12 protein-coding genes and 1 pseudogene are annotated in these 12,502 nt (G+C 70.8%); 8 read left to right on the top strand and 5 right to left on the bottom strand.

Features of this window, described 5'->3' with window-relative positions; translation table 11 throughout:
* Positions 1-57 precede the first annotated feature (57 nt).
* Complete coding sequence (locus ABTY98_RS35035) at positions 58-1,341, top strand: thymidine phosphorylase (protein ID WP_352225138.1); 1,284 nt, start codon at positions 58-60, stop codon at positions 1,339-1,341.
* A 95-nt stretch (positions 1,342-1,436) separates the two neighbouring features.
* On the top strand, positions 1,437-2,021 hold the full coding sequence (locus ABTY98_RS35030) for a Uma2 family endonuclease (protein ID WP_352225137.1): 585 nt from the start codon (positions 1,437-1,439) through the stop codon (positions 2,019-2,021).
* Between the two features lie 7 nt (positions 2,022-2,028).
* Here ABTY98_RS35030 and ABTY98_RS35025 read toward each other — a convergent pair.
* Positions 2,029-2,949 (bottom strand): annotated as a pseudogene (locus tag ABTY98_RS35025) (AEC family transporter).
* Between the two features lie 193 nt (positions 2,950-3,142).
* On the opposite strand from ABTY98_RS35025, the gene ABTY98_RS35020 reads away from it, so the two are divergent.
* Positions 3,143-3,487, top strand: a complete 345-nt coding sequence (locus tag ABTY98_RS35020; protein WP_352225136.1) for an STAS domain-containing protein — start codon at positions 3,143-3,145, stop codon at positions 3,485-3,487.
* Here ABTY98_RS35020 and ABTY98_RS35015 read toward each other — a convergent pair.
* Together ABTY98_RS35015 and ABTY98_RS35010 are read right to left on the bottom strand one after the other, a co-directional pair.
* Positions 3,371-4,384, bottom strand: coding sequence for a sigma-70 family RNA polymerase sigma factor (locus ABTY98_RS35015; protein WP_352225135.1), 1,014 nt, complete (start codon positions 4,382-4,384; stop codon positions 3,371-3,373). The two genes, ABTY98_RS35020 and ABTY98_RS35015, sit on opposite strands and share 117 nt — an antisense overlap.
* Before the next feature lie 293 nt (positions 4,385-4,677).
* Complete coding sequence (locus ABTY98_RS35010; protein WP_352225134.1) at positions 4,678-5,661, bottom strand: helix-turn-helix domain-containing protein; 984 nt, start codon at positions 5,659-5,661, stop codon at positions 4,678-4,680.
* Between the two features lie 213 nt (positions 5,662-5,874).
* On the opposite strand from ABTY98_RS35010, the gene ABTY98_RS35005 reads away from it, so the two are divergent.
* Together ABTY98_RS35005 and ABTY98_RS35000 are read left to right on the top strand one after the other, a co-directional pair.
* The gene (locus ABTY98_RS35005; RefSeq protein ID WP_352225133.1) at positions 5,875-6,819 is read left to right on the top strand and encodes an NADP-dependent oxidoreductase; all 945 of its coding nucleotides are present in this window, start codon (positions 5,875-5,877) and stop codon (positions 6,817-6,819) included.
* Between the two features lie 35 nt (positions 6,820-6,854).
* Positions 6,855-7,355 (top strand): cupin domain-containing protein, encoded by a 501-nt coding sequence (locus tag ABTY98_RS35000; protein WP_352225132.1) that lies wholly within the window; start codon positions 6,855-6,857, stop codon positions 7,353-7,355.
* Positions 7,356-7,451: 96 nt separating this feature from the next.
* Here the strand turns inward: ABTY98_RS35000 and ABTY98_RS34995 are convergent, their stop codons facing one another.
* Positions 7,452-8,729, bottom strand: coding sequence for an MFS transporter (locus ABTY98_RS34995; protein WP_352225131.1), 1,278 nt, complete (start codon positions 8,727-8,729; stop codon positions 7,452-7,454).
* Positions 8,730-8,791: 62 nt separating this feature from the next.
* Here ABTY98_RS34995 and ABTY98_RS34990 point away from each other — a divergent pair, with 62 nt between their 5' ends.
* Entirely contained in the window at positions 8,792-9,745 is a 954-nt protein-coding gene (locus ABTY98_RS34990) for a LysR family transcriptional regulator (RefSeq protein WP_352225130.1), read from the top strand.
* A 60-nt stretch (positions 9,746-9,805) separates the two neighbouring features.
* Here ABTY98_RS34990 and ABTY98_RS34985 read toward each other — a convergent pair whose 3' ends face one another.
* The gene (locus ABTY98_RS34985) at positions 9,806-10,567 is read right to left on the bottom strand and encodes a prolyl oligopeptidase family serine peptidase (RefSeq protein ID WP_352225129.1); all 762 of its coding nucleotides are present in this window, start codon (positions 10,565-10,567) and stop codon (positions 9,806-9,808) included.
* A gap of 124 nt (positions 10,568-10,691) precedes the next feature.
* Here ABTY98_RS34985 and ABTY98_RS34980 point away from each other — a divergent pair, with 124 nt between their 5' ends.
* Both ABTY98_RS34980 and ABTY98_RS34975 read left to right on the top strand, forming a co-directional pair.
* The gene (locus ABTY98_RS34980; protein WP_352225128.1) at positions 10,692-11,849 is read left to right on the top strand and encodes an adenosine deaminase; all 1,158 of its coding nucleotides are present in this window, start codon (positions 10,692-10,694) and stop codon (positions 11,847-11,849) included.
* Positions 11,850-12,001: 152 nt separating this feature from the next.
* A complete protein-coding gene (locus tag ABTY98_RS34975; protein ID WP_352225127.1) occupies positions 12,002-12,358 on the top strand; it encodes an ATP-binding protein in 357 nt (118 codons plus the stop codon).
* Positions 12,359-12,502 lie beyond the last annotated feature (144 nt).

Genomic DNA, 12,502 nt, shown 5'->3' with positions numbered 1-12,502 from the left:
ACGGCCCCTCCTCGCCCGGAGGGGCCGCGCGCTTCGCAATGCTTCGAAGGGAACGTCATGGCCATGGACGCCATCTCCGTCATCCGCTCCAAGCGGGACCGCGGTGAGCTCAGCGACGAACAGATCGACTGGGTCATCGACGCGTACACGCGCGGCGAGGTCGCCGACGAGCAGATGTCGTCGCTCGCGATGGCCATCCTCCTCAACGGCATGAACCGCCGGGAGATCGCCCGCTGGACGGCGGCGATGATCGCGTCCGGCGAGCGCATGGACTTCTCGTCCCTGTCCCGCCCGACGGCCGACAAGCACTCGACGGGTGGTGTCGGAGACAAGATCACCCTCCCGCTCGCGCCCCTCGTGGCCGCTTGCGGCGCGGCCGTGCCCCAGCTCTCCGGCCGGGGCCTCGGCCACACCGGCGGCACCCTGGACAAGCTGGAGTCGATCCCGGGCTGGCGCGCGCTGCTGTCGAACGAGGAGATGCTGAGCGTCCTGGACGGCACCGGCGCGGTGATCTGCGCGGCGGGTGACGGCCTGGCCCCCGCGGACAAGAAGCTGTACGCGCTCCGCGATGTCACCGGCACGGTCGAGGCGATCCCCCTGATCGCCTCCTCCATCATGTCGAAGAAGATCGCCGAGGGCACCGGCTCCCTGGTCCTGGACGTGAAGGTCGGCACGGGCGCCTTCATGAAGACGATCGAGGACGCGCGTGAGCTGGCCTCCACGATGGTGGGCCTCGGCACCGACCACGGAGTGAGGACGGTCGCGCTCCTCACGGACATGTCCACCCCCCTCGGCCTCACGGCGGGCAACGCGCTGGAGGTCCGCGAGTCGGTGGAGGTCCTGGCCGGCGGTGGGCCTTCCGACGTCGTCGAACTGACCCTCGCCCTGGCCCGCGAGATGCTCGACGCGGCCGGTGTGAAGGACGCTGATCCGGCCAAGGCGCTGGCCGACGGCTCCGCGATGGACGTCTGGCGCCGGATGATCGCGGCCCAGGGCGGCGACCCGGACGCGGAGCTGCCGGTGGCGAAGGAGCAGCACGTGATCAAGGCGCCGGCCTCCGGTGTCCTCACCCGCCTCGACGCCTACGGCATCGGTGTCGCCGCCTGGCGCCTGGGCGCGGGCCGCGCCCGCAAGGAGGACCCGGTGCAGGCGGGCGCGGGCGTCGAACTCCACGCCAAGCCCGGCGACACGGTCACGGCGGGCCAGCCCCTCCTCACCCTCCACACGGACACCCCGGACCGCTTCGAGTACGCGCTCCAGTCGGTGGAGGGGTCGTACGACATCGCGCCGGCGGGCACGGAGTTCACCGCCGCGCCGGTGGTGCTGGAACGCATCGCCTGACCAGGCATTTCCTCATTCGGGTGAACGGGATCGGTGGACCAGCGCCGGTCCCGTTCGGCATGCTGGGATCGGTGACGCAACCGAAGGAGACCGCCATGAGCGCACTCACCGTGGGCCAGGACCCCGACCAGAACTGGGACGAACTTGTCCGGTACTGGGAGGAGATGGAATGGCCCGAGGGCAGCAAGGTGGAGATCATCGAGGGGATCATCACCGTGTCACCTGCTCCCGCGTCCCGCCACAACATGATTGCTGAACGCATCCACCGCCGGCTTTACAGCGTGATCCCCGAGGACTGGGGGGTGTACCAGACGTTGGCCATTGCTGTGCCGTCGCGTCTGGGCATGCTTATTCCTGACCTGGTGGTGGCGCCTGTGCAGGAGTGCGTGGAGGGGGAATCCCATATTCCGGCGGGTGCCGCCGAACTGGTCGTCGAGGTGACCTCCAAGTCCAACGCCCGGCACGACCGCGTCAGCAAGCCCGCCGCCTACGCCACCGCGGGCATCCCGTTGTACCTCCTCATCGACCGCTGGGCCCCCGGTGGTCCCACCGCGACGCTGTACGGCGAGCCGAAGGGCGATGTCTACCGGGTGCTCAGCGCCGTCAAGTTCGGTGACCCCATCAAACTGCCGGAGCCGTTCGACCTCACCATCGACACCGCCGAGTTCCCCGTCGACTGACGGCCCGTCACCCCAGCAGTGCCGCCACCACCACCAGCACCGGTACCGCCAGCACCGTCGACAGCAGGATCGAGTAGCGGCCAGTTCCTCGCCCACTTGGTAGGTGCTGGCGTGGGTGTAGAGGTTCTGCGCGGCCGGGAGGGCCGAGGTCACCGTGACGTCGAGGAGTGGGGCGCCGTGCAGGGTCGAAGACCGCTGACGCCAGCGCCCAGGCGATCAGCGGCTGGCCCACCGACTTCAGGGCCACCGAGAGGAACACCGGATGGCGGTCGCGGCCCCGGACGGGCGGGGTGCTGCCGTGCAGGGAGATGCCGAAGGCGAGCAGCACGGCGGGGACGGACATGTTCCCGATCAGGGTCAGGGGGTCCATCACCGGGCCGGGGAGGCGGATGCCGAGCGCCGAGACCAGGACTCCGGTGACGGAGCCGACGGCTATCGGGTTGCGGAGCGTGGTGCGGAGCCTGCCCCACCAGGGGCCCTTCTCGCCCACGCCCGACAGGTCCAGGATCGTCAGGGCGACCGGGGTCAGGACGACCACCTGGAAGAGCAGGACCGGGGCCACCAGGGACGCGTCGCCCAGCACGTACACCGCGATCGGGATGCCCAGGTTGCCCGAGTTGACGTAGCTGGAGCAGAGTGCGCCGATCGTCGTACGGCCCGCACCCCAGTGGCGCCCGACACCCACCGCCACGAACGCGCCCGCCGCCGCTGCCGTGCTCGGGGCCGTGACCAGGAGGCGGCTGGAGAAGATGACCGCCAGGTCGGCCCTCGCGGGCGTGGTGAAGAGCAGGGCGGGGGAGGCGATGTGGAAGGCCAGCTTGGTCAGGACCTCGCGGCCGTTGATTCCGAGGTGGCCACCGCGTCCGAGGACGTATCCGACCCCGATGACGATCGCGATGACCGCGAAGCCGCTCAGCACCCCCTGCACGGGACCCCCCGCGGGGGAGGAGACCGTCGGGCGGGTTGGGCTTCGCTGATCCGTGGGGCATAGCCAACCCTCGGGGTCGGTCAGGTGCAGGTCAACGTTGTGATCCTTGTGATCCGCGCGACGGCCGTGCGGAAACCCGGCACCCTACCGATGAGTTGTCGAGCCGACGGCGGTCTACCGGTTCGTGGATGCCATGACCCCCGCCGTGCTCGTGCTGCGCGGCCCCGTCGTCAAGGACGCGGTGGCCGGGCTCTGTGCCGAGGTGCGGGCGCTGCTGGAGGGCGGCGCGGCCGGGGTCGTCGTCTGCGATGTCGCCGGGATCGGGCCGCCCGGGCTGGCGGTCGTCGATCTGCTGGCCCGGCTGGAGCTGGCGGCCCGCCGGGCCGGAGGGCGGATACGGCTGCGCGGCCCCGACCCCGCCCTACGCTCCCTGCTCCTCCTCGTCGGCCTTCGCTTCCAGGTGGAGGGGGAGATCGAAGAGCGGGAACCAGCGCTTGGTGTCGAGGAAGAAGTGGAACCCGGTCAGCCGGCCGTCTGAGATCTCCAGCACCTGGACCGCCCAGGGGCTCCAGCCGCCGGTGTCCGGGTCGGGCTTGTACTGGGCGAACCCGGGCAGGCCGTTGACCTGGACCGGGAACAGCCGCGAGCCCTCGCAGGCGGAGCCGATGGTGGTCATGAAGCCGGCGATGTCGTCGTGGCCGGTCAGCCACAGGTCGAACGGCGGCATCGTCATGATGGCGTCCTCGTGGAGGAGTGCCGTCAGCGCCGTCATGTCATAACCCTCGAAGGCGGCGACGTAGCGCTCCAGGAGCTTGCGCTGTTCGTCGTCGAGCGGGTCGGAGACCTCGGCCGCGGCACCTGACTGCTGCTGCTCCGCCAGCGTGGCCCGGGCCCGCTGCAAGGCGCTGTTGACCGACGCGACGGTGGTGCCGAGCAGCTCGGCCACCTCACTTGCCTTCCAGGCCAGCACCTCGCGAAGGATCAGCACCGCCCGCTGCTTCGGCGGCAGCTGCTGCAGCGCGGCCATGAAGGCGAGGCGGATGGACTCCTTGGCCACGGCCGCCTCCGCAGGGTCGTCCACGGTCGGCAGCACCCGCGCGTCCGGCACCGGCTCCAGCCAGGTGTTGTCGGCCCGGGGCGAGAGCGCCGCCTGGGCGAGCGGCGTCGACTCGCTGATGTCCATCGGGCGGGCACGCTTGTTGCCCGCGGACAGCATGTCCAGGCAGACGTTGGTCGCGATCCGGTAGAGCCAGGAGCGGAGGCTGGCGCGGCCCTCGAACGTGGCGTAGCTCCGCCAGGCCCGCACCAGGGTGTCCTGCACGGCGTCCTCGGCCTCGAACGAGGAGCCGAGCATCCGGTAGCAGTATCCGGTCAGCTCGGTCCGGTGCTTCTCCAGTGCGACATCCAGCTCCGCCGTCGCCGTGCTGTCACTCATTGCCGTCCACCCACCCCTGTGGCCGTTCCTGTTCGCGCGCCGTCGCGCTCCAGCACTTGGAAGCTACCGCAGCCCACTGACAATGGTCCCCGGAGTACGGAAAAGTCCAGGTCAGACCAGTTGCTTCACGGACATGAGCAGATACTGGTGGGCGCTGCCGGAAGACAGCGGCGCCCGCTGCCCGGCCCCGAGCGGCTCCAGCCGCGGCCGGGCCCCTCGAAGGAGTTCAGCGCGTCCAGCAGGTACGCCGGGTCGAAGGCCCCGCCCACCTCCTCCGGCGGCCGGCCGCGTCGTCATGTCAGCCGGCGTGCGAATTGCGCTGGTGTCGCCTGGTATTGCTGCTTGAAAGCGCGGATGAAGTGGCTGCTGTCGGTGAAGTGCCAGCGCGCGGCGGCCTCGGAGACGCTGAGCCGTGATCCGGAGGCGGTGAGCGCCTCGGCCGCTTCCTCCAGGCGTCGGCGGCGGATGTAGGCGCTGAACGACTCGTCCAGACTCGCGAAGGCCCGTTGCAGGGTGCGGACCGAGACGTGCAGTCGGGCCGCGATCGTGGCCGGCGACAACTCGGCGTCGGTGAGCCGGGCATCGGCCAGGTCCCTGGCCGCTTGCGCCAGCGCAGGGGTGAAGGCGGCCTCGCGGTCGTCGAAGTGGTCGAAGGCCAGCCCTTTGGCGAGTTCGAGCAGAGCGTTGCGGGACGCGTGCGCGGCCGCCGGGCTGAGGCCGCTGAGGGTCCGCTGCACCATGCTGGTGTGTGCCATGAGGATCTGCGCCGCGGGCGAGGTGGCCTGGCCGGTGCGCGGTTTCCCAGCGACCAGGGGCCGCAGGGCGTCGCCGGGAAAGATGAAGATGCGGGTGCCGATCACCGGCGTGGTGTGGAAGTGATTCTCCGTCACGACGTGGTGCATGAAGTAGGTGCCGGCCGAGACGTACGCGTCACCGCCCTGATCGTGCGGGTCCCGCAGGGCGACCGCGCCGCGCAGCCCGACGTACAACCTGAGCTGATCGTGCTCGTACGTCCCGACTGCCCGGGTGCTCACGGGTGAGGACGCCCAGAGCTCGTTGACGGCGGTGTCTTCCAGCGCCACCGAGCGCATCGTTCCCTGGAAGCCGTCGACCGTGGAAGCACTGAACTCCGGCAGCGGGTACAGGTCTCCCATACGGTCGTTCCAGGTGTCGATGAACGGCTCCCACGTTCCCCGACCGGTGCCGGTGGAGTCGGCGTCGACGGTGAACGTGCCCTGCTTGCCGCCTGGTCCAAGGAAACGCGGCCTGCTCATCATGTGTCCTCCGCCCCGATGAAGTTGTCGCCGGAATCCCATCCGGTGTCGCGAAGGTACACCCGTTCTACACACGGCCGTTCCTACGCTTGGCAGCGCTTCGATCCCCACAACGATCTACCGCCTGCCGGCTGTGCCCGGCGCCACCCACGCGATGCCGCGCTTCGCATGCGAAGCGACGCGACCGCGACCTCTCGGGCGAAAGCGAGAAAAACCATGAAGGCAGTGCGTTTCCACCAGTACGGCGACCCCGGCGTCCTGCGCTACGAGGACGTGGAGCAGCCGGTTCCCGGCGCCGGGCAGGTGCGGGTCCGTGTCGCGGCGACGTCGTTCAACCCGGTCGACGCCAACATCCGCGCCGGCTTCATGCAGGGGCCGATCCCTGTGACGCTGCCGCACACACCCGGTATCGACGTCGCCGGCACGGTCGACGCGCTCGGCGAGGCCGTGACCGGTGTCCAGATCGGTGACCAGGTCGTCGGCTTCCTGCCGATGACGGAGGCCGGCGCCGCCGCGGAGTACGTCCTGGCACCGGCTGAGGCCCTGACGCCGGCGCCCAAGAGCGTCGCGCTGTCCGACGCGGCCGCGCTGCCGCTGGTCGGCCTGACCGCTTGGCAAGCGCTGTTCGAGCACGCCAAGCTGACCGCCGGGCAGCGCGTGCTGATCAACGGTGCGGGCGGAGCGGTCGGAGACTTCGCCGTGCAGTTGGCGAGGCAGGCCGGCGCCTACGTGATCGCCACGGCCAGCCCGCGCAGCAGCCGGCGCGTCACGGCGGCGGGCGCGAACGAGGTCGTCGACCACACGGCCGCCGACGTCGTCGCGGCGGTGAGCCGGCCGGTCGACATCGTGCTCAACCTCGCGCCGGTCGAACCGGCACAGCTGGCCGCGCTCCTGGGCCTGATCCGCCCCGGCGGTGTCCTGGTGAACACCACGGTGTGGATGCCCGCGCCCACCGACGAGGAGCGCGGCGTACGCGGCATCGACCTGTTCGTCCGCAGCGACGCGGAGCAGCTGTCGCACCTGGTGGAGCTGATCGACCGCGGCGAACTGCGCGTCGAGGTCGCCCGGCGGGTGCCGCTGGCCGAGCTGCCGGCCCTGCACGCCGACGCCGCCGCGGGCGCACTGCCCGGCGGCAAGGTCGTCGTCGCGCCCGGCGCCTGACTCCCACCCGACTGACCTCCGAGGAGACGACCACGATGATCCCCGACGACGACCCGGCCCGCTCGCTGACCGTGGCGGACCCCGACGACCCCGGCACGACGTACATCTCGCTGGTGGGCAACACGTACGCCGTGCTGGTCACCGGCGAGCAGACCAACGGCCGGTACTGCCTGCTCGACATGCGCGTCCCCGACGGCGGCGGCCCGCCGCCGCACCGGCACGACTTCGAGGAGATGTTCACGATCCTCGAGGGCGAGATCGAGTTCACCTTCCGCGGCGAGAAGCACACCGTGCGGGCCGGATCCACGATCAACATCCCGGCCAACGCGCCGCACAACTTCCGCAACACTTCGGGTGCGCCGGCCCGGATGCTGTGCATGTGCACCCCCGCCGGCCAGGACGAGTACTTCCTGCGCATCGGCGATGTCGTCGCGGGCAAGGACGCGCCGCCGCCGCGGCTGTCGGAGGACGAGCTCGCGGAGCGCCGCCGCCGCGCGGCCGAGTTGGCCTCGACCTACCGCAGCGAGTTCCTGTAGCTCGCAGGGCCGGCATGCGGAACTGCATGTGACGAACACGTTGATCGCGCCCACGCGGCGGAGCCGCATGTCAGACACAGCCCGCGCCCCTCAGCTTCAGCCGGCTGTGGCCACGACTTCCCGTCGGGCCGCCACCGAGCCCAGTACCGTGAGCGTCACGACGCCCAGGATCGCCAGCAGGCCCACGCCCACCGTCCCCGACCAGCCGCTCGCGTGGAAGGCCAGCGCGCCCACCGTGCTGCCCGCGCTGGAGCCGATGTAGTACGCGGACTGGTAGATGGCGGAGGCCTGGGCCCGGCCGTGGGTGGCTGTCTTGCTGACCGCCGAGGAGGCCACCGCGTGGCCCGCGAAGAAGCCCGCGGTGATCAGGACGAGGCCCAGCAGGACCAGCGGGAGCGAGTCGGCCAGGGAGAGCAGGAGGCCCGCGGCCGTCGTGCCGCCGCCCAGGTAGAGGGCGCCCCGGCGGCCCAGGCGGCCGACCAGACGGCCCGCCGTCGACGCCGACACCGTACCGACCAGGTAGACGAGGAAGATCGAGCCGATGATGCCCTGGGGGAGCGAGAACGGCTCCTCGGTCAGGCGGTAGCCGATCACCGTGTAGACGCCGCCGAAGACAGTCATGAACAGTGCGCCGATCGCGTACAGGCGGCGCAGCAGCGGGTTGGCGAGGTGGTCGCGGATCGTGCCGAGCAGCCGGCGCGGGTGCAGCGAGCCCGCCTTGAAGTGCCGCGGGGCCGGGAGAAGCAGCCGGAAGGCCACCGCACAGCCCACCGCGATCACGCCGATGACGCCCACGGCGACCCGCCAGCCCCACTCCTGTGCGACCCAGCCCGTGATGACCCGGCCGCTCATCCCGCCGACACTGTTGCCCGCCACGAACAGGCCTATCGCCGTGACCAGCGCCCTGGGGCGGACCTCCTCGGCCAGGTAGGCCTGCGCCGAGGCCGGCAGCCCGGCCAGTGCGGCGCCCTGAATGCCCCGCAGCACCACCAGCACGCCCAGCGACGGCGCGAAGGGGACCAGGAGGCCCACGGTCACCGCCACCGCCAGCGACGCGGTCATGACCGTACGGCGTCCGAAGCGCTCGGACAGGGCGCTCATCGGGATGACGAACAGCGCCAGACCGCCGGTCGCCGCCGCCACCGTCCAGCTCGCGTCGCTCGCGCTCACCCCGAAGCCGTCCGAGATCAGCGGCAGCAGGGCCTGCGTGGAGTAGAGGAGGGCGAAGGTCGCGACACCGGAGAGGAAGAGGGCGAAGCTCATCCGGCGGTAGCCGGGGCCGCCCGGGGTCATACGGGAGTCGGAGACGTCGGAGGCGGGGACGGTCGCTGCGGCGCCCACGGTGGTGGACGCCCCGGTACTGGCGGGAGACATACCTCGAACGTACGGACCCCTCTTTGATCCGTCCAATGCATGGAATCGCCATAATCGTTCCCATGGAGCATCAGCAGAGGTCAGCGGAGCGCCTGTCACCGTCCAGTGACACAGAAGACATGACGACGTTGCTGGCTCCACGCCTCGCGTACTTCGCCGGCGTGGCCCGCACGGAGCACGTCACCAGGGCCGCGCAGGAGCTCAACGTCCCCCAGTCCACCCTCTCCCGCGCGATGGCACGTCTGGAGCAGGACCTCGGCGTCGACCTCTTCACCCGCCACGGCCGCACCGTCTCCCTCACCCCTGCCGGCCGGACCTTCCTCACCTCGGTCGACCGCGCCCTCGCCGAGGTCCGGCGCGCCGCCGACGAGGTACGCGCCGACGCCGACCTCACCACCGGCAAGGTCGCCTTCGGCTTCCTGCACACGATGGGCGCGGAGACCGTCCCGGGCCTCCTCCAGGCGTTCCGCGTCGACCACCCCCGCGTCCGTTTCAGCCTCGTCCAGAACTACGGTGAGGCGATGATCGAGAAGCTGCGGGCGGGGGAGCTGGACCTGTGCCTCACCTCCCCGGTGCCGGACGCCCCCGACCTGGTCGGCCGCCGCCTTGACGAACAGAAGCTGCGCCTGGTGGTTCCCGCGGACCACCCCCTGGCCGCCCGCAAGCGCATCCGGCTCGCCGAGGCGGCCGACGAGACCTTCGTGACCCTGGAGCCGGGCTACGGTCTGCGCCGCATCACCGACGACCTGTGCAAGGAGGCCGGCTTCCGGCCACGCGTCGCCTTCGAGGGCGAGGAGGCGGAGACGCTACGGGGCCTGGTGGCGGCGGGGTTGGGCGTGGCCCTCCTGCCCCCACCGGTCTTCCCCCGCCCGGGAGTCGCCGAACTGACGGTCACGGCCCCGAGGGCGGCCCGGGAAATCGGCGTGGCGTGGCTCCATGGCCACCCGGACACACCCCCGGTGGCCGCCTTCAAGAAGTTCCTGCTGATGAGGAAGGGCAACCTGCTCCCGACCTAGGTGAATGCGCGACCAGCCACGGATCACCCGTAGTCCGGACGCGACACGGCCTCCCGCCCCCTACCGCCGCAACGACCTACCGAACCCCGCAGCCAACGGCATCCGCAACCCGATGGGCGGCGGAGCCGCCAACGCATCCTCCACCGGCCGCGAAACCGCATGCCCGAACAACGCCCCCAGGACGAAGTCCGAAGCCAGCGCAAGCACTTCGTCCCGGTGCTGATGCAGCCCGTGCCCGTCCGAGTGCACCTCGAACCGGCACACCTCCCGGTTCGCCTTCTTCGCCCGCGCCGCCAGCCGGAACGACAGCTCCGGATCCGTCCGCTCGTCGTTCGTGCCGTGCACGATCAGCACCCGGCGCCCCACCAGCTGCCGTACCGGTTCCTCGGGCGCCGCCACATCCGTCTCCGGCAGCCAAGGGGCGATGGAGACAACGGAGTTGACGGCCTCATGGCCACCCGCGCGCAGCGCGGCCCGGCCGCCCATGCCCAGACCGAGCAGGCATACCGGGACATCGCCGTACCGCCGTACCACCTCGTCGGCCGCCCAGCTCGCGTCCCCCGCGAGATGCGCCTCGCTGCCGTTCCAGCCGCGATAGCGGTAGTGGACGATGTGCGCGGCCAGCCCCTCGTCCCGGCCGTCCCGGGCGAGCCGGCGTCCGAGTGCGCGGACGAAGGGCGTCGCCCATACGAGGGACGGTTTGCGGGCGGAGACCTCCTCGCCGCCCGGGAGCAGCAGGACCGCTCCGCTCACCGTCGTCGGCTCCTGGCCGACTGCCCTGGTCAGGCTGGCCGTTCGGACCGGCGTCGCTTGCTGTGCCATGACAGAACAGTGTCAGAAGAAGCGGTGTACGCGACCCGTCCGTGCGGTCACCGTTACGTATCGACAGGGAACGGGATTCGCAGAGGGCCGAGCGATCTACGCGCGTAGGAGTTACAGTGCGGAAATGACGAGCCAGAGCATCGCGAACACCCCGACACCGGAGCAGATCCGCCGGGCACCGAAGGTTCTGCTGCACGACCACCTGGACGGCGGTCTGCGCCCCGGTACCGTCGCCGACCTCGCCCGGGAGACCGGGTACACCGAGCTTCCCGAGTCCGATCCGGACAAGCTCGGTGTCTGGTTCCGGGAGGCCGCCGACTCCGGCTCGCTGGAGCGGTACCTGGAGACCTTCTCGCACACCGTCGGGGTCATGCAGACCCGGGACTCCCTGGTGCGGGTCGCGCGCGAGTGCGCGGAGGACCTCGCCGAGGACGGCGTCGTCTACGCCGAGGTGCGGTACGCGCCCGAGCAGCACCTCGAGAAGGGCCTGTCCCTCGAAGAGGTCGTCGAGGCCGTCAACGAGGGCTTCCGGCAGGGCGAGGCCCTCGCCCGGGAGAACGGCCGGCGGATCCGGGTCGGTGCCCTGCTCACCGCCATGCGGCACGCGGCCCGCTCCCTGGAGATCGCCGAGCTCGCCAACCGCTACCGGGACCTGGGCGTCGTCGGCTTCGACATCGCCGGCGCCGAGGCCGGCTACCCGCCCACCCGGCACCTCGACGCCTTCGAGTACCTCAAGCGCGAGAACAACCACTTCACCATCCACGCCGGCGAGGCCTTCGGACTGCCGTCCATCTGGCAGGCCCTCCAGTGGTGCGGCGCCGACCGGCTGGGGCACGGTGTGCGGATCATCGACGACATCCAGGTCCACGAGGACGGCACGGTAAAGCTCGGCCGCCTCGCCTCCTACGTCCGTGACAAGCGGATCCCGCTGGAGCTGTGCCCCAGCTCCAACCTCCAGACCGGGGCCGCCGACTCCTACGCCGAGCACCCGATCGGGCTGTTGCGCCGGCTGCACTTCCGGGCCACCGTGAACACGGACAACCGGCTGATGTCCGGGACCAGTATGAGCCGGGAATTCGAGCACCTCATCGAGGTGTTCGGTTACACGCTCGACGACCTGCAGTGGTTCTCCGTCAATGCGATGAAATCAGCGTTCATTCCTTTCGATGAACGACTCGCCATGATCAATGACGTCGTCAAGCCGGGTTATGCGGAGCTGAAATCCGAATGGCTGTTCCGGCAGACCGCTTCCACCAGCGGTTCTGTCGATTCGCAGGGCTGATCGGACGCCCGGCGGGGCACGCAATGCGGACGGTCCCGCACCGGCCGTCCGCATTCCGGTGTTTGCGGTGGGTGGTCCGGCATGTTTACGGTCGTGGACCGCTCAGCGCTTTCAACGATCCCCGTCACCGTATTCCAAGGACGCAATCAACAATGAAGCAGTCTGCTGCCAAGACCCTCGGTGTCGCCGCTCTCGGTGCCGCCTTCGCCGCCGTCGGCGCGGGTGCGGCCAACGCGGCCCCGGCCGTCCCGGACTCCTCGCAGGCCCTGGACACCGTCACCAAGACGCTGCCGGCCGAGAACGTCTCCAAGGCCCTGCCGGGCGCCGGTGAGGCCGTGGCGCAGGGGCAGACCGCCCTCGCGACCGGTCTCGCCGCCGCCCAGCCGGCCGCCGAGCAGCTTCTCGCCGGCGGCGGCCCGACCAAGCCCGTCGCCGGCCTCCTCGGTGGACTGCCGGTCCAGGGCATGCCCACGCACGGCCTGCCGGTGAACGGGATTCCGATCGGCTGACCTCTCCCCAGCCGATCGGCAACGCCGTTGGGGCGCACCGGTCGATACCGGTGCCGGCGCCCCCCCGGGCCCCGGGCCCCGGGCCCCCGATAGCAGGTAACCCACCGGAGAATCACTGAACCACACCACGAAGCAGGGAGGGGC

This window comes from Streptomyces sp. NPDC096040, from assembly GCF_040303265.1.
Taxonomy (GTDB): domain Bacteria; phylum Actinomycetota; class Actinomycetes; order Streptomycetales; family Streptomycetaceae; genus Streptomyces.
Note: the sequence above shows the minus strand (reverse complement) of the source record. Positions and strands in the feature narration are given on the sequence as shown.

Coding starts and splice junctions, on each gene's coding strand:
- ABTY98_RS35010 (WP_352225134.1), bottom strand. CDS start 5,661: ATGATGAGCAGGCCGCGTTTCCTTGGACCAGGCGGCAAGCAGGGCACG.
- ABTY98_RS35030 (WP_352225137.1), top strand. CDS start 1,437: ATGAGCGCACTCACCGTGGGCCAGGACCCCGACCAGAACTGGGACGAA.
- ABTY98_RS35015 (WP_352225135.1), bottom strand. CDS start 4,384: ATGAGTGACAGCACGGCGACGGCGGAGCTGGATGTCGCACTGGAGAAG.
- ABTY98_RS34980 (WP_352225128.1), top strand. CDS start 10,692: ATGACGAGCCAGAGCATCGCGAACACCCCGACACCGGAGCAGATCCGC.
- ABTY98_RS35020 (WP_352225136.1), top strand. CDS start 3,143: ATGACCCCCGCCGTGCTCGTGCTGCGCGGCCCCGTCGTCAAGGACGCG.
- ABTY98_RS34985 (WP_352225129.1), bottom strand. CDS start 10,567: ATGGCACAGCAAGCGACGCCGGTCCGAACGGCCAGCCTGACCAGGGCA.
- ABTY98_RS34995 (WP_352225131.1), bottom strand. CDS start 8,729: ATGTCTCCCGCCAGTACCGGGGCGTCCACCACCGTGGGCGCCGCAGCG.
- ABTY98_RS34990 (WP_352225130.1), top strand. CDS start 8,792: ATGGAGCATCAGCAGAGGTCAGCGGAGCGCCTGTCACCGTCCAGTGAC.
- ABTY98_RS35000 (WP_352225132.1), top strand. CDS start 6,855: ATGATCCCCGACGACGACCCGGCCCGCTCGCTGACCGTGGCGGACCCC.
- ABTY98_RS35035 (WP_352225138.1), top strand. CDS start 58: ATGGCCATGGACGCCATCTCCGTCATCCGCTCCAAGCGGGACCGCGGT.
- ABTY98_RS35005 (WP_352225133.1), top strand. CDS start 5,875: ATGAAGGCAGTGCGTTTCCACCAGTACGGCGACCCCGGCGTCCTGCGC.
- ABTY98_RS34975 (WP_352225127.1), top strand. CDS start 12,002: ATGAAGCAGTCTGCTGCCAAGACCCTCGGTGTCGCCGCTCTCGGTGCC.